General features: G+C 63.2%; 20 protein-coding genes. 4 read left to right on the forward strand and 16 right to left on the reverse strand.

Annotated features, from left to right (window positions below):
• Positions 1-30: 30 nt before the first annotated feature.
• From L0U85_RS09575 to L0U85_RS09585, 3 genes are read left to right on the forward strand one after another with little or no spacing between them, the layout of a single operon-like run.
• Positions 31-525: a hypothetical protein gene (locus tag L0U85_RS09575; protein WP_241377536.1), complete on the forward strand. Its 495-nt coding sequence runs from the start codon at positions 31-33 to the stop codon at positions 523-525.
• Positions 518-1,093 (forward strand): hypothetical protein, encoded by a 576-nt coding sequence (locus L0U85_RS09580; RefSeq protein ID WP_241377537.1) that lies wholly within the window; start codon positions 518-520, stop codon positions 1,091-1,093. The genes L0U85_RS09575 and L0U85_RS09580 overlap by 8 nt, the downstream gene beginning before the upstream one ends.
• A gap of 17 nt (positions 1,094-1,110) precedes the next feature.
• Positions 1,111-1,590: a hypothetical protein gene (locus L0U85_RS09585; RefSeq protein WP_241377538.1), complete on the forward strand. Its 480-nt coding sequence runs from the start codon at positions 1,111-1,113 to the stop codon at positions 1,588-1,590.
• 170 nt (positions 1,591-1,760) lie between these two features.
• On the opposite strand, the gene L0U85_RS09590 is transcribed toward L0U85_RS09585, so the two are convergent.
• The 4 genes from L0U85_RS09590 to L0U85_RS09605 all read right to left on the reverse strand — a co-directional run bounded on the left by L0U85_RS09590 (position 1,761) and on the right by L0U85_RS09605 (position 4,027).
• Positions 1,761-2,477, reverse strand: coding sequence for an NUDIX hydrolase (locus L0U85_RS09590; protein WP_241377539.1), 717 nt, complete (start codon positions 2,475-2,477; stop codon positions 1,761-1,763).
• A gap of 97 nt (positions 2,478-2,574) precedes the next feature.
• A complete protein-coding gene (locus L0U85_RS09595; RefSeq protein ID WP_241377540.1) occupies positions 2,575-3,054 on the reverse strand; it encodes a GNAT family N-acetyltransferase in 480 nt (159 codons plus the stop codon).
• Positions 3,055-3,070: 16 nt separating this feature from the next.
• Positions 3,071-3,439, reverse strand: coding sequence for a hypothetical protein (locus tag L0U85_RS09600; protein WP_241377541.1), 369 nt, complete (start codon positions 3,437-3,439; stop codon positions 3,071-3,073).
• 72 nt (positions 3,440-3,511) lie between these two features.
• Entirely contained in the window at positions 3,512-4,027 is a 516-nt protein-coding gene (locus tag L0U85_RS09605; RefSeq protein WP_241377542.1) for a hypothetical protein, read from the reverse strand.
• On the opposite strand from L0U85_RS09605, the gene L0U85_RS21265 reads away from it, so the two are divergent.
• Positions 3,981-4,232, forward strand: a complete 252-nt coding sequence (locus tag L0U85_RS21265) for an RICIN domain-containing protein (protein WP_347177407.1) — start codon at positions 3,981-3,983, stop codon at positions 4,230-4,232. The genes L0U85_RS09605 and L0U85_RS21265 overlap by 47 nt on opposite strands.
• Here L0U85_RS21265 and L0U85_RS09610 read toward each other — a convergent pair.
• From L0U85_RS09610 to L0U85_RS09665, 12 genes are all read right to left on the reverse strand, one after another.
• Complete coding sequence (locus tag L0U85_RS09610) at positions 4,191-4,904, reverse strand: hypothetical protein (RefSeq protein ID WP_347177408.1); 714 nt, start codon at positions 4,902-4,904, stop codon at positions 4,191-4,193. The genes L0U85_RS21265 and L0U85_RS09610 overlap by 42 nt on opposite strands.
• A gap of 11 nt (positions 4,905-4,915) precedes the next feature.
• Entirely contained in the window at positions 4,916-6,634 is a 1,719-nt protein-coding gene (locus L0U85_RS09615; protein ID WP_241377544.1) for a hypothetical protein, read from the reverse strand.
• 281 nt (positions 6,635-6,915) lie between these two features.
• Positions 6,916-7,167, reverse strand: coding sequence for a hypothetical protein (locus tag L0U85_RS09620; protein ID WP_241377545.1), 252 nt, complete (start codon positions 7,165-7,167; stop codon positions 6,916-6,918).
• A 31-nt stretch (positions 7,168-7,198) separates the two neighbouring features.
• Positions 7,199-7,708, reverse strand: coding sequence for a hypothetical protein (locus L0U85_RS09625; RefSeq protein ID WP_241377546.1), 510 nt, complete (start codon positions 7,706-7,708; stop codon positions 7,199-7,201).
• Positions 7,705-8,013, reverse strand: coding sequence for a hypothetical protein (locus L0U85_RS09630; RefSeq protein ID WP_241377547.1), 309 nt, complete (start codon positions 8,011-8,013; stop codon positions 7,705-7,707). The genes L0U85_RS09625 and L0U85_RS09630 overlap by 4 nt, the downstream gene beginning before the upstream one ends.
• A 227-nt stretch (positions 8,014-8,240) precedes the next feature.
• On the reverse strand, positions 8,241-8,549 hold the full coding sequence (locus tag L0U85_RS09635; protein WP_241377548.1) for a DUF397 domain-containing protein: 309 nt from the start codon (positions 8,547-8,549) through the stop codon (positions 8,241-8,243).
• A 131-nt stretch (positions 8,550-8,680) separates the two neighbouring features.
• Positions 8,681-8,866 (reverse strand): DUF397 domain-containing protein, encoded by a 186-nt coding sequence (locus L0U85_RS09640; RefSeq protein ID WP_241377549.1) that lies wholly within the window; start codon positions 8,864-8,866, stop codon positions 8,681-8,683.
• Positions 8,867-9,359: 493 nt separating this feature from the next.
• Positions 9,360-10,760, reverse strand: a complete 1,401-nt coding sequence (locus tag L0U85_RS09645; RefSeq protein ID WP_241377550.1) for an ATP-binding protein — start codon at positions 10,758-10,760, stop codon at positions 9,360-9,362.
• Positions 10,761-10,970: 210 nt separating this feature from the next.
• The gene (locus L0U85_RS09650) at positions 10,971-11,627 is read right to left on the reverse strand and encodes a hypothetical protein (protein WP_241377551.1); all 657 of its coding nucleotides are present in this window, start codon (positions 11,625-11,627) and stop codon (positions 10,971-10,973) included.
• A 21-nt stretch (positions 11,628-11,648) separates the two neighbouring features.
• The gene (locus L0U85_RS09655) at positions 11,649-12,845 is read right to left on the reverse strand and encodes a hypothetical protein (RefSeq protein ID WP_241377552.1); all 1,197 of its coding nucleotides are present in this window, start codon (positions 12,843-12,845) and stop codon (positions 11,649-11,651) included.
• 27 nt (positions 12,846-12,872) lie between these two features.
• The gene (locus L0U85_RS09660; protein ID WP_241377553.1) at positions 12,873-13,487 is read right to left on the reverse strand and encodes a hypothetical protein; all 615 of its coding nucleotides are present in this window, start codon (positions 13,485-13,487) and stop codon (positions 12,873-12,875) included.
• 608 nt (positions 13,488-14,095) lie between these two features.
• Positions 14,096-14,788 carry a hypothetical protein gene (locus L0U85_RS09665; RefSeq protein ID WP_241377554.1) on the reverse strand — a complete coding sequence of 231 codons (693 nt, stop codon included), beginning with the start codon at positions 14,786-14,788 and terminating at the stop codon, positions 14,096-14,098.
• Positions 14,789-15,171 lie beyond the last annotated feature (383 nt).

A 15,171-nucleotide genomic window follows, 5' to 3' on the forward strand; every position in this document is an offset into this window, starting at 1 on the left:
TCCCGACTCTGCAACCAGAAGAAACACCTCATGGGCATCCAATTGCCTGAAGAGTTGACCGGCCTGCTGAGCATGATCGGCTACGACTTCCCCGAATCCGACGAGGAATCGATCTTCAACCTCGCAGGCGCGTGGACAGGTATGGCCGACCAGATCTCCGGCAAGGTCGAATCATTGAACACGGCGGCGAAGACGCTGCTGGAGAACAACGTCGGCGCCGAAATCGACGCATTCGCCTCGGAGTGGGGCGACGCCGAGTCGGCGGTGCGTAACATCGCCGACGCCGCCGATCCGACCAACATCATCAACATTGGTTTGACGATCGCCGCAGGCGTGGTGCTGGCACTCAAGCTCCAGGTGATCGCCCAGTTGGTGATATTGGCCTTCCAGATCGCTCAGGCGATCGCGACCGCGGCGGTCACCTTCGGTGCGTCCCTGGTCCAGATCCCGATCTTCAAGACCATCACCGGCATCATCGTCGACCAACTCATCGGCATGGCGATCGAGATGGTGCTCAATGGCTAGAGCTCGCAAGAATCCCCCACGCCAAGCAAAAGCCGCAGGCGGGAAGGTTGTCGCGAAAGTTCTTGACGACGCCAAGGTATTTCGCACAGCCAAGGGCGGCGGCAAGAAACCTGACATCGACAAGCCGAAGGACACCGATGTCACGCCGAGCCAGACGCCGAAGCGGAAGACCGACGATGAGCTTCGGCAGGACGCTCAGACTATCCATGACACCGTCAAGGCCGACAGACGCCGTCACAACGGAACGACGGTGGCGACAGCCCAGGACGCGGACGGCAAGCTGTATTACTCGGTCAGCGGGAACCGTACCGCGCCTGCAATGGAAGCTAAGGCGCAAGAGCTTGGATACGAGCGGATCTTCGGCAAGAAATACACCAGCGTCGATCCAAAGCAAACCCACGCCGAGCAGATCATGTTGAACGCGACCGACCAGGGCCGTCTGAAACCGCCGCTTCGCCTATCGCCGTCGCGGCAGCCATGCGACCGAAGCAACTCAAGCCCAGACTCGAAACAGTTCTGTGAGGACCGCACCGACAACTACGATGGCGCCGACCTGGCGGGATGGTAGCAGGGGAGAATACTGCCATGTTCTATTGGAACGAAGAGATGGACCAGTTCGAAGCCACGATCGGCGCCATCAGCGCCGCTGGGCGGCTCAAGCTGGCGGTCGATGCCATCACCTGGACGCTGGAGAACATGTCGCTGCCGATCGAGGACGGTTCCGCTCAGTCGTTCATCTCGGCCGGGCTCGAACTGGCTCGACGGGCAATGAGGCAAGGGATCGTGTACCCGGCAATGTCGCCGGAGTATGAGGCTGAATTCGACCGGCTCCTCGAAGATGTTACCGAGGACGGTGTCGGCAGTCTTGTGATGGCCGTCGGCACGCTCTTCAGCGCTGGAGACGACGTCATGCACCCCCAGGTCGCCTTCAACATTCTCTGGTCGTGCTATGAGGCGGTTCTGCTGCGAGAATTCGACGTTCCGACCCCTGAACTCGAGGCCGACAGCGGCCGCTGTCTAGCTGTGATCGACTACCAGAAGGCACTGATCGAGCAAGCCAGGTAGCGAGAGATGGAGGCACTGCGGGGCCTCGCTGCCGCTGTGTACCTGGCGTCACAGCACAGCATCCGCAGTGTTCATGGAAGAGAATCTGACCGAGCCAACGCCTCAGTAGTGTCTAGGATTCACGTTGAGTCATTCGTTGAGTACGGCGGGCGTGGTCCATGCGGTCCGCTTCAGGTCCTGTTGCCGTGGAGCTCTTCGGCGAGGAGCGGCGCCACCACCCGCAGTGTTTCGGCAGCCGACAGGTGTATTCGGGCGTCATCGGCGATCGGGCCTCCCGCCGCGATCGTCGCCCCTCTTGCTCTCAGGTCCGCGAATGCCGGATCTCCGGCGAGGGCGCTCCAGGCGTCGAGCGGAAACCAAACCAACGCTGCGATGTCGGGATCATCTGGTCGGAAGGCGGGCTCCTCGTCGAGGAACTCGGCATGGAAGATTCCGGAATACGTGAACGGTCCCGCTGGCAGACCTGGCCGAAACGGCCTGGTGGCGTCTCTGTTCCGTCGCCGTTGCAAGGCGAATGGTCCGGGCTGGTTCGTCGAGCGCGTCCGCCGAAGCTCATCGCTGTCGCCGTCATGCAGGTAGGTCTCGGTTGACGAGGTGAGCCGGAGCGGCACCCCCAGCTCTTCTAGGCCCTCGCGCCGAGCACAGGCCCATATATCTTCGCCCGGTTCCTGGCCGCCGCCGACACCGCCGACGAACCAGTCCGTTCCGCTGGCCTCTCGGGCGCTGATGTCTTCGGCGCTCAAGGTTGTGAGCAACTTGCCATCGCGTACCAGCAAGATGCCGGCGCAGAACGGACGTCCACTGGTGAGACGACGCACTTCCAGAGTGCCGAGGGAGCCTTCCTGCCACAGCTGCTCTTCATCCGGTTCCGAGCGTTCGAGCGCCATTCCGCATTCCTCTCATCGGCCGGCTGCAACGGGTTCGGGTGCGGCCTGAACGGTCAGGTGTTGTGGGAGGTGACCGTGGAGATCTTGAGTCAGTTGATCATCGAGAGCGCACGTGCGTCCTCCCATAAGCCATCATGAGCTTCGGTGACGCCTCGAAGCCCTGGCGGACGTACATCGGGATCGCGCGGCTGCCGGAGTGCACGGTCACCTGCATCAAACCCGCTTCCTCGGCGTGCGTCATCACCGCCTGGACAAGGCGGCTCCCCAATCCGCTCCCGCGTTCCTCGGATACCAGGTATACGGACTGCAGGTCGCCGACGGCTCGTTCCAGTGACATCGGTGTCGGGACCCGCGCGGTCACCGCCAGCCAGGCCATGCCGATGACCGTGCCTTCGCGGACCGCCACCAGGCAATGATGCGAGTCGGCATTGAGTCTCGACCACCTGACGAAGTACCGCACGAACTCGTCTTCGGGGACGAGCGGCTCGGGCGTGTGCTCCAGTTCCCACCGCCAGCGGAGTCCGGCGACCGCCTCCAGCTCGTCGGCGCGAACAGGGCGGATTTCCACGTCTGTCATGAGGAATCCAGCCTGGTTACCAGTTCCGATAGTGAGCGAAGATCGCACTGAGCTGGTCGGCCACGAACCGGCGCTTGGCCTGTTCATCGTCCGTTTTCGGGAGCGCCCCGAGACGATCGGCCAACTCGAAGAATCCCAGGCCGGGCAGGTGAGTGTCGCCCCTGTGGACGAGTGCCGAGATCATGAACGGCAGACCCGTCGTGGCGTCATGGTGGGCGTTGACGTCGTCGCAGAGCCGTCCGATCTGGCCGGGGAAGTTGCCGCCGTGCTTGAACGGGCTCCCGAGTTCCCGGTTCAAGGCTCCGTAGGTGAGCGTCTCGCCGCGGGCCGAATATTCGCGGAGCACGGCCAAGCCTGCTTCGGTGAGTTCAAGGGGTGTGGACATGATCGGCATTCTCCCAGAGAACGTTGGACTGGGAACCAGCCACATCGCTCAATCGTCAGCGCATCGGCTTGTTCAGTCGCGCTCTCGCGGTATCGATTCTGCGAGAAGGTCGAAGACTTCTCCGTACATCGCCGCCGCCTGCTCGGACAACGCCTCGGTATCGGCCGCGTTGTAGAAGTTGACGTGGAACTCCACGTACAGATTGCCGTAGACCGCCCAGAACTCGAAGTATTCCGCCTGAACGGTCGTTTCGTCCCCGGCGGCGCAACCCGTAGCATCCTCCGCGCAGTCGACCGGAACCTCACGCTGGCCCTGATCCTTGAGGTGGAGGAGCCAGTCCCGGGGGTCGAGTTCTGTTGGAGCGGCGGCCAACTGTTGAAAAGAATCGGGGTTGGAAGCCGAGATCGCTTCCGGGGCGATCTCCACATCGACCTGGAACCAGAAGAAGGGCTCACCGGCTTCTGCCATGGCGTACTCGTTCTCGGCCTGGAAGGTGCACCTGGGCGCGATCGAAGCTCCGAACTCGTTGATGTGCTCGTAGGTGGATGCCGGCCCGACGTGTTCGGGCGGCGCGAGGATCTCGGTCACGTCGTCGCACTGGCCTTCGGGCCAGGAGCTGCGCGATACCGGTGACGGCTACGTCGAGATCGTGGCCCGCCACTCGGGCAAGTGCCTGGACGTCGTCTCGGCCTCCACCGACGACGGCGCGGTGAAGGAGGAGCGACTAACGACGAACTACCGCCCAAGGACACTAGCCCCGCTCCACCTCCTCCGCGAACCGCCCGAAGACTGAGCCGAAGATCTCGGATGCGAGCGCTTCGGCATCGTCGTCGGCGGCGTCTCCCCAGAGGTTGACGTCCGCGTAGAGGTAGAGGTTGACATAGGACCCCTCCAGCACGAACTCCTCGCCCTCGGCGCCGATCTCGGCACCGTCTTCGCATCCCTCATTGAATGAGGCCCGGCAGGTGAAAGTCGCCTCGGATGCCTCATGATCGGTGATGAATCCCGCCCAGTCTGAGACGGAGAGCTCCGCCGGGGGGACTTCGAGCGTCTGCCAATCGTAGTCGTTGCCTGTGACGTCCTCCTCGGCGCGCTTGAAGTTCAGCTTCAGATGCGCGGTGCCGCCCAGCGTGGACATGTCGCTGTACCCAGAGGAGACCGGGGAGATCCTGCACTCGTATCCGAGGACCGGATCGAGCCGCCCGGCATCGCCGTCCTCCTGGTAGACCTCGTAGGTGAGGACTTCTGCGTGTGGCAATGGAAGCGTCTCGATGATCGAATCGCAGAACGCCTCGGGCATGGACTCACCGAACAGCGGCTCAGATGGCGACGGTTCGACCGTCTGTGGCTCAGACGTAGCCGCCTGTGATCCGTCTTCCGACGGATCGTTGGAAGCGGTGCAGGAGGTGCCTACCGCTAGCAGCGCGGCAGCCGCGAGAGCCGACCAGGCCCTGGTTCGGTCCATTGTTCGACTCCTCAGTACCTGGACGAATTCTCTTCGGTGTAGTAGACGGTGCCGTCACCGGTCAGCGCACCATCGTACGGATTGTCGTCGGCGCCCTCTGCGCGCTCGGTGTCCTCTGCCGCCGCTTCCACGTCGATCCCGGGTTCGGCGGTCCCGACGCCGTCTCGCCCCCAGCTTTCCATGGTGCGGTCGAAGGACCCGGCGGATGTGTCGTCGGCGTCGGCGTAAGCTTCGGCCGCTGCTTTGATCTCCTCGAAGGCGAGGTAGTAGCGGGCCGCGGTGGTCTTGAAGAAGCCGTGAAGCTCTTCGCACATCGCCGCCAGGTCTTCGTCTCCCGTAGTCGGATCCCCGTTCTTGTCGGCCAAGTGCGGAGCCGCATCGAGCAGATCGGAGAAGTTGCTGAGCAGGTCCTCGTACGCCACTGCGGCCGCCTCGCAATGTTCGGCGAGCGTGAGGACATTGCTGATGTTGACGTCGTATCCGTCTGCGGCCCCCTTGTCTGCGACGCCGCCGGAGGAGTTCTCGGTGAGGTCGTACAGTTCCAGATCGAAGCTGCTGGCGTCATTGACCGCCCCACGAGCGGAAGAGACTCCTGCGGAGTACTCCTGTTCGTGGGTTTCGAGATTCTCGTTGAGGGAGTCGATCCTGTCGGAGAGATTGACGACGAGCTCCTCCATCTGCTCGGGGAACGAGGAGGTCTTCCACTCTCCGAACAGGTTCTCGCCGAGGAAGCCCAGCAACGAGACCGCGCCGCCGGTCGCAGCCGCGGGAGCCGCACCGGGACCGGTTCCGGCACCGTACAGGGCGATGCTCGCTCCGATACCCTGCACGGCCTTCCAGCCGGGGACGAGGTCGGTCGAGTCCTCGGACATCGAATGATCGTCGAGTTTGACCGTGGTCTGCTCGATCCAGTAGATCCCGTTGTTCCGGCCTTTCTCGATGATCGCGGCTCGCTGGCTGATTAGGTTCGCCAGCGCTGTCGCGATCAGGGAGTGGTTGATCAGCGTCGGGCCCGTCGAGGTGCAGAAGTTCCCCTTCACGTGCTCTGCCGCCAGGCCCGACCACTCGACCCACCAGTCTCGGCTGTCGCTGTCCTTGGACCAGATCTTGGCGACCGTACCGGAAAGGTCGCTGCTTCCCGCCAGGTCATTGTGTTCGCCCTGGGTGATGTCGACACCACCGTAGTCGGACAGGGTGGCAGCGCGAAGGGCTTCAGCGGCTTCGTAGGCGGCCTCGAGCTTCGACACGTCGTGGCCGTCGAACTTCGGCAGCTTGTTCTTGATCGTGAGTCGCTCTCCCCAGGCCCAGTCTTCGATATCGGACATCAACTGTCCGATCGGGCAGTCGATGTTGAACGGCATCTCTACGACCCGCGGCGGGTCGTAGGCGTAGTCGTACATCAGTTGGTTGTCGCCGGGCATGAGGCCGGTCGCGCCGTCGCAGCTGACCGAGCCGAGATCACCGTCCTGGCCGTTCATGACCCAGTCGATGAAGGCGCAGTGCGCCTTGTGGTGCTGGACTTCGAGCGTCATGTATGGCGAGACGTCCGGCGCTCCGTACGGGCCGCTGCTGCGTGCGAGGAACGTCTTGACCGGTTCGCGCCGGTCGATCTGCTCGACGGCCTCGCGTCTCCAGCGCCGTGTGAGCGCCCGCTCGAACTGGTTCAGCTTGCTTTGGAGGGTGGCTGAATGATCAGTCTCGGTGATGTAGTCGTCGAGAGATCGGCTCATCGAGGTCGACTTCCTGCTTTGGATGGTGGGGTAGATTCGGGCACACTCTGTGAGGGAATGCGTTCGCCCATTCCATACCGTACAGGTATTCCGGAATCAAAGGGGTACAAGACTGCCCGTGGGTGCCTTGAGATCAGGCGATACTCAGCGCGAACGGTTCAGCTGTTCAGCGACCGTCGTGGGCTGCGCTTGCGTACTACGAACTCCGACAGGTGCTGAACTTGGGACTCATAGAACCCCAGCGCCGAGGAGGCGCGGAGCCACGACGGCTCGGAGGCTTCCTAGGCTTCGCGGCGGATTCGGTACAGGCGCACCGCCGCCGTCAAGATGCGCGACTCGCGGTTCTCATACCCCAGCCAGTCCAAGTGCCCGGGCTGGGCGACGAACACCGGCTCGGGCCTGCCGTTGAAGAGCGCGGTGCCGATCCGGCGCGGCTCCACGTCCCGGAAGTCCGCCAGGACCGTGTCCGAGAGCCTCGACCACACCAGTTCCACCGCGAGGCCGTCGACCTCCACGCAACCCAGCAGCGTCATGAATGGGGGCCGGACCGGCCGCCGCGCCGGATCAGCGCTTGGCGCGGCGGCCGGTCCCGCCGGGAGGCGGTCGTGTCGAGCGTTCAATCGACGGCCTTCCCGGCGCTCGGGCGCAATCGGGACACCAGGCGCGGTCGTGGAGGTGACCGCCCGGTGTGTATCGCCACCCGGCCGCCTCGGCCCGGCGCGCCATCTCCCCGTAGCCCGAGGCGGAGAGACGCAGTACGCGCGGGCAGCGGCAGCATGACACCGTGACGCGGCGCCCGGACCCCACCAAGTCCAGGCCGTCACCGGTGTCGGTGTGCGGCGGATCGAAGACGACGGCCCGGTAGGCGCCGCTTCGGCTGGGATTCGACGCGGCCGCGGCTGCGGGAGGAGCCGGCATCTGGTCAGCCGCGGCCGCGTCATCGGGAGCGGGCGGCGCGCCGTCGCCGCCCGGTCCCGGACCGCCGTCGCCACCATCGACGGCGGAGCCCTTGTTGATATGCGGGAGCCGAAGCGCGAAGACGCTGCGCGCCAGCAGCGCGGAGAACCCGCTCACGACCGGGCCTCCTCGGAGGGACGGGCGCGGAGCACGCGGTCGATCGTCCCGAACGCCAGGTCCTTGACCTCCTGTTTCCACTCGTTCGTATTCGAGGACCACAGGAGCCCCTGCCAGCGGATGAGGCGCTGAGCGGGATCTAGAGGCAAACAGACGACCGCGATTTCCGGGCCCTCGTCGTGGTGCAGGCGCACGCCGACGCGGTGGCCGCCGGCGCTGGCCCGGAGGACGAAGGTCGCGCCGGACGCGTTGGCGAAGGTGCCGTAGACCTTGCCGGGTTCCAGCGGTGGCCGCTCTCGTGTCATCGCGTTGCTCCCTGATGCCGTAGTGCTGTCGCTTATGGATCTCAGTCGGTGGCGACCGGCTGATGCGACAAGCCTAAGAGCAGGGAAAACAGCGACACAAGCATTGATTCTGGCAGGCGGGTCCGTCAGGCGGACGGGTTCGCCAGGCGGGATGGACACGGGGTGGCGGACAAAATGTCCACGCGGAATGTCCCGAGTGGTGCCCGGGATCTGGTCGGAGGAGTCGGCTACGCGTCGTCTGCGTCTGCGTCTGCGTCTGCGTCTGCGTCGGTGGCGTTGCGGGCGTCGGCGGCGAGGACGCTCAAGTCCATCTCGCCGTCTCGGACGCCGCCGACGAACGCCTCCCACTCCTCGGGGGTGTATATCAGGATCGTGCCGCTGGGGTCGTCGGCGCGGCGCATGGCCACGAGACAGTCTGGGGCGAAACCGATCTCGAGTTCGCCCGGGGTGCCGTCCTCGGCGTCGGGGCGCACCCAGCGGGCGGCGTCGACGTCGAACCGCCCTTTGAGGGGATGCTCGCGGGCCTGCTCATTCATGCCGCTCCTCGGGGTGCTTGGGGGAGTGGCGACGGGCGGCGGGTTCTCGGGTTCCGCCGCCGTCGCAATCGGAGGCGGTGCTGTCGGGTGAGCCGAGGCCCGCTCGCCTCCACGCCGGACCGACGTGCTCCCTACTGGGCGGGGGAGTCCTTCACCCAGGCCAGCAGGGCTTCATAGCTGCTGGTGCTGACTGTGAGGATGGGGCGGTCGTCGGCGAGCTTGCTGTCCGAGACCTGCGGATACTCGCCGTTGAGGCGCACCTCGACACAGCTGTTGTTCTGACCGCCGCCGCGAGAACGCTCGCGTAGTGGCTGCACCAGTCGTTCGCCCTCGACGCTTCCGCGAGCATCGCGATGCGGTCGACCAGACCGTGCGGTGTCCGGTAGAAACGGAGCAACGCGAGCACGGTGCCGACCTTGAGGTCCCGGTACTTCCCCGATTCCAAGCGGCTCAAAGTCTTCGGCGAGCAGATGTCGGGGGAATCTCGGTCTTCTCGTATCCCTTGGGACGCCTGGGTCGAGCCCGGGTCCGTTCTGAGAGGAGCTGACGGGCCAGCTCCATGAGCGGGGGCGGGCCGGGGATCCCGTCGTCGCTTTCTGTCATGGAGTCGAATTGTAGAGAGCGTGAGCAGTTCGTTACAAGATCATCCTGTGTGTCGCACGCGTGTCGGATTGTGTCAGATATCCGACCAAGTGTCAGAGTGTCTGTGCCCGTGTGGGTCTCGGGCTTGGTGAATGCAGCCGCTCTTCCTCGCTGTTGGAATGAGTCACCTGGCAGCGATGGGTATCGCTACCTTGAACGGTTCCAAGGTCATCGGTAGATGTCAGCCGGGGTGACGAGGTTCAACTGAGTGTCGTTCTCAGCGTGCTTCCGGAGTCGTTCGGTGAAGCCGCTGCGGGAGAACAGGTACCGGACCGGCGAATCCACCCGGCGCTCGATATGCGGGATAAGGCGATCGAGCAGATTGAGCTCGTCGAAGTCCACCTCGAAGTTCGTCCACTTGCACATGCCGACCACCGCGGCACGGCCGTCGTGGTCGACACCGGCCACGTCGATCTCCCGCATCTCGACCCGCCTGCCCTCCCCGGTGGGAACCTTGCCCCACCAGCGGCCGACCTTGTACAAGCCCGTCTCCCGCCGGAGGGTGTAGTCCTGGCAGATCTCCTCCCAGGTCTCGGACACGAAGTGGTCGAAGGCCGGGAGCACGGAATGCTCCAAGTAGTTGCGCGCCAACAGGTCGGTGCCGAGCCTGCCGCTGCTGGGGTCCACGAAGCGGAAGTGGAAGCGCATGAACTGGTCGGCGATGCGGTAGGCGGTCTTCTTGGAACCGATCGGTGCGGTGATCGGCTTCATCTCCTCGACCAGACCGAGGCGTTCGAGCACTCGCAGGGCCTTGGAGATCGCGGAAGGTTCGAGGCCGGTCCGGTCGGCGATCGCCGAGTTCCGGTTGTGCCCTTGGGCGATCGATTTGAGGATTGCGATGTAGTGGGCGGGGTTCGCAAGCGACTGACGCAGCAGCAGTTCTCCCTCGTTCCGGAGGAAACCGGTCGGTCTGAGCACCTCGCTGAGAAGGTGCTCGGCGACGGGCGCGTCATCGGTGAACCTGTCAAGGTAGTAAGGGATCCCGCCGCAGACGGAGTAGGTCCTGATCCGGTCTTCGAAGCTGTAGGCGGGGTGGAAGAGCGCTGCGTCCGGGACTCCGAACGGCTCAAGTTTGAGCTGGCCGGTGCGCCGCCCGTACATGGTCCCGGCGAGCACTTCGTCTTCGAAGAACGAGACTTCACTGCCCGAGACGATGAAGGTGATCGGCAGGTGGCGGCCTGATTTGCGCCACCAGATGTTGATCAGGCTCTCCAAGCCTTTCGACTGCCTCGCCAGGAATTGGAACTCGTCCAGGACCACTAGCGTTCGCTGGGCTCCCACGAATTCGGAGAGCCGGTCGAGCGCGGCCCTCCAAGAGGGAAGCGGCTCGGCCGTGGCAGGGTCGGCGCCCTCGGCGAGCGCCAGCTCCGCGGCGAACGCGGCGAGCTGGTCGGTCTCCGTGGTCTCGGAGCCCTCGAACACCAGCGACCGCACCTCGTCCGCGAGCCGGTTCAGCAGCTCGGTCTTGCCGACGCGCCGGCGTCCGTAGACGACCAGGAAATCCGCACGGTCGGACTGGACGCGCTCACGGAGCAGTTGCAGCTCATACGTCCGGTTGAGAAACCTCATCCCCACAGCTTACAAAAGATTTTCTGTTGGAGGCAAATAATACGACTGCTGGTGAGGCAGCGCGGCGCATGTCTACTCGTCCGGAAGGCTGCCGACCACCGCCCTCGGTCCGCAACCCAATAGGGACGAACACAAACGAGCCGAACGAAGTGAAGACCCGGTCAGGTGAATGGCTTACGAGGGAGCACTTAGAATTCCCATGACCTGACGTCAGGTCCTGGCGAGCCGATCCTCGATATTCTCATGCACGTTTGGAAGATATTCTTCTTCCATCCACGATTCCAGTGACCGACGTGAGTCTTCCGGGATCAGACAGTTCGGTGCATTCAAACTCAGCCTGATGATATAGAAGTCCGCCAGTCCAGATGCCCGGACGTCAGTCCCCCTGCTATCGGAGCTCGTATCATCCATCCACACGTCCAGCCAACCGCCGATAGGACGCTGTTCAGGCGGATCATCGAAGAACTCCTGATGTCCGGACCCCGGAACATCGTAGTACGAGAGGGCCGCGAGTTGATCACTACGATACGGACGCAACGAGATTGCTATCGTCGCTTCCCGCGAGTCCATGGAAGAATCGTCTTCGCACTCTACCTCGACTGAGAAGACGCACTCCTTTGACCCGACCAGTCCCGAAGGGTCCTCCTGGATCTCAGGATTCTGTTCGCTAATCTGAGCGGTCACAGCTTCGTACGCTAGTGTCGAGCAGATCGTTTCCCAGCCATCCATCTCCATTTTCCACTGGCTCATATCAGTCGGTTCAGGCACGCCTTCCGATGGCGGCTCATCGTCACTGGTGCATGCCGCCGTCGCGGCGATCGCAATCCCGACGAGAACCCCGACCGCAACGCGGCGACCTTCGGTCAAGACTTCCAATGATTTCCGCATCTACCCGCCGCTTCCAGGTATGAACTCCGGGCTTCCGACCAAACTCTGGAATGGAGTGCTCTCATTCCAGAACTTGGCCGAGTCGGACGAGGCTTCTTCCATACGTTGATCACGCGCATCATATGCCGCTTGTTTGAGGCTGGCAGCGATGTTCGCCGCAGCGTTCGCGTCCTGGGGCGCGTCGAACTTCACGACGATCTCGGCGCCGGCCGCGAAGGTTGCGAGAAGGCCGAGCGCGAAGCCGGTCGCGTTCAACGTCCACGGTATGCCCGACCAGACCAGCCCAAGGGCACCTACCGCGATCGAGAAACCCGTGAGTTCCTTGGCTTCCACGGTGAATGACGCTAGGCCGCTCGACGCGGCGACCTCTTGTGCCTGGTCGATCGCGTAGTCGAGAGCCAGGTGGCTATTGACGGACAGGGCCAACTGCGACGCCGCCGCTTCAGTCAGGTTGCGGGAAAGCTCGGCCTTGTTCCTGCAAGCCGTCTGAAGCTTCCCGTACCGGTCCTCGGCCGCAGTGGCCGCGTCATCCTTCCAGGAGTTCTGGAACATGTCGTTGATCTTGTTGTAGCCGTGCCATCCGCTACCGCCAGGCCTGTATTCCGACCCGCCGGACCAGGAGTCGAACCTCTGGAAGATTTTCTCCGTGTTCACAGTTGTCCAGTAGGCCTTGTTGAGCTGGCCGTCCAGCAGGACGGTCTCCTCGAAGGTCAATGTCAGGTCAGCGATGAGCGCTTCCGCCGATGCCAGTGCCTGGTCTCGAAGAGCCTGTTCCGTACTTTCCTTAGCATCCTCGGGAACCGGGCACCGCAGGTAGCCAGACCAGCGGAGTCCTACCGGTGTGTACCGGGTGACGTGGTCGTTCTGGTACTGCGTGGTCTCGTACTGGGACGAGATCCCAGAGAGGATGGAGCTCGCGTGATCGGGCCAGGTCTCAGCTGCCAGCCGGCGCGCCTCCATCATCGAGAACGGGTCGTGGAACCACTCGAGTCGTTCCAGGAGCCGACCTCGGGTCGGAAATCCGGCTACATCTTCCGGAGGGTTGCCAGGGCCGATCTCGTCTGAGCCCGCAACTTCTTCCACTTCCCGCTCGACGGTCTCCTGCTCGACCTCGCGTCTGGAGTCCGGGTCGTTGGCATACTCGTCGTACATGCCGGGCAGGTCGTCGTACGGGTTGTATTCACCGCTGTCACTCATCTGGTCTTCACCTCCTTGCCTTCACGCTCAGACGGGATCGCTGCCGCCCTCGATGTGCTGGCGGCCTTGCTCGTCTCGGATGTCGTCGCTGTCGTACTCCTCCTGGCGCACCTCGCCGGTCTGTTCGGTCTCGTAGGCGGGATCCGAGGGCTCGACTCCCCGGAACTCGTCGCCATCCGAATAGGTCAGGTCGTCGTACTCGGTCGCGTTCGCCGTTACTTGGAGCTCATCCGCTCGCTCGTCATAGCGCGTTTCGGCATCGACATATCCATCGGGAGCCGCGTTGTCGGCCATCGTCTCCGAGGTCTGGTCAAACAGAGTGCCGAAGTTGGAACTTTCAAGTTCGTTTTCTGTCTCCGCCATCTCGGTGACGGTGATGTCCTCTTGCTCCTCGATGGCCTCGCACACCGCTACAAGAGCCGGGCCGAACCCCCTGAGGTTGATCACGGTCTCGTAGGTCGCGTCGCGCAGCAGCAGATACATGCCGTTCCAGGTATCGAGGAACTCGTCAGTGAAGGCTGATTCTCGCACCGCACCAGCGGTCTCGATCGCTTGAAGCTGGTCTTCATAGAACTCGACCAGGTCAGGGCAGACGTCCTTTGCAACGCTGTAGATCGCCTCGAGATCGTATTCCTTGCTCATCTCAGCGCTGCTCGCCCCCTCTCGCCAGGAGATCCGGGTACCAGCACGTCCGAGACGCAGGGTGATTGCGATGTTTCAAGAAGGGGGTGATCGTCATGTTCAGGTGTCGGCTTTCATGACATTCATGAGGGTAAGGGCTCTAACGGGTAGTCACTATATCAGTGACGCGACACTACTGTGGGACATGAAGAGTGATGCGAGCCGCTCCGAGGAGGCCTGGAAATGTGGGACGGCTAGCCCCAGTTATTCTGCGGCCAAACGTCCTTGATGGATTCCGATAGCGAAAGGTGCCCGTTCACCTGCGAAGATACGTGTGCTTAGGACGTATTGCCGCGGTTGAAGGAGCACCGTTCGGGTGAGTGCGCCGTGTGGTGCGGATGTTCATCCTCAGCTGAGCTGGGAATTGACTCAGGAGGGGGTCGTTGGCCCTGATGGCTGAACTCGATCTGGAAACGGGGGGACCGTAGTATGCCGGGAAGCCCCGGCAGCCCTACCGGCCGCCGAAACCAGATAGCCAGGCCTCCAAGAAATCCGAGGCGATTCAGAATCGAGGCTAGTTCTTTGACGGATCCCTGGCTTCTGAGTCGGCGACCACTGAATAGCTGAGGTTAAAGACTCCTGGCATACGCGGCGATGCGGGCGTTTCTGGTGTGGATGAACTCCATGCTCGTCTCCATGTAGCGACGGTACGTTGCCAGGTCCCGAGGCACTGACGGCATCGCGAAGTCGTCGAACGGCATCGCGAACCGGACCCGGTCGCCGTCGAGCAGGTCTTGGAGGAGGAAGTGGTCGATGAACCCTTCGAATGTTTCGAACAGGGCGAAGAAGTCAGCGTACCGGGCGAGAACGTCGCTGAGTGGACTCCGCTGGCCTGCGTAGTGGCGCCGGACGCACTCGACTGTGAGGTCGAACCGGTCGGCGATCCGTGGGTGGAAGCCGCGGGCGCCATTGATCGTCTGCTTGGTTCCGACCCTGTTGCCCGGCCAGATCATCATTCCAGCGATCGTGTAGCCCAGGTTCCAGAATGCCTCGAACTCGCCGTCGTCGAGCTTGGCGACGATGGCTTCCGCCTTGTGCGGGAACGTGGGGATGACGGCGTCGCTGCTGAGCCAGAACTGTCCTTTGTCTGACTTGTGGACGAGGTAACTCCCAGGCCTTCCATCGGCGAGGTCGAAGCGTGTTCCGTCTGGAAGTTCTTTGCTCCAGAGCGCTCGGTGGTAGCGGTGCAGTGTGTCGCTGTACGCGTCGGGGTCTTTGCCCGGGGGAGTGTCGGTCTGGAAGTCATACGTCGTGTCGATCATGCCCGTACACCTCTCCGATTGAGCGCGCTCAGCATACCGAGGAGGGCAGGGAGCGGTCAAAGAACTCGCCTCAGTTATTCTGCGGCCCAACGTTCTTGATGGAACCTGAGGGCGAAAGGTGCCCGTTCACCTGCGAAGATGCTTGTGCTTGGCCGCTCGCTGCTTTATACCGGCCCCACCCGCCGACCCGCCGCTGAGAGGAGGAACCGCGGCTGCCACCAGGCGAGCAACACCGCTGGCGCCACCGGAACGCACCCCGGCCCGGCATCTCCTCCCTTGGTCGAGGACAAACCGGGAGAACCCAGACCATCACTCAAACCACACAGGACACAGACGAATCGAGGCTATTAATCCGGAACTGTCAGGTTGGGTTGTGGGTCCTA

It is taken from the genome of Glycomyces sp. L485 (assembly GCF_022548875.1).
Classification (GTDB): domain Bacteria; phylum Actinomycetota; class Actinomycetes; order Mycobacteriales; family Micromonosporaceae; genus Glycomyces.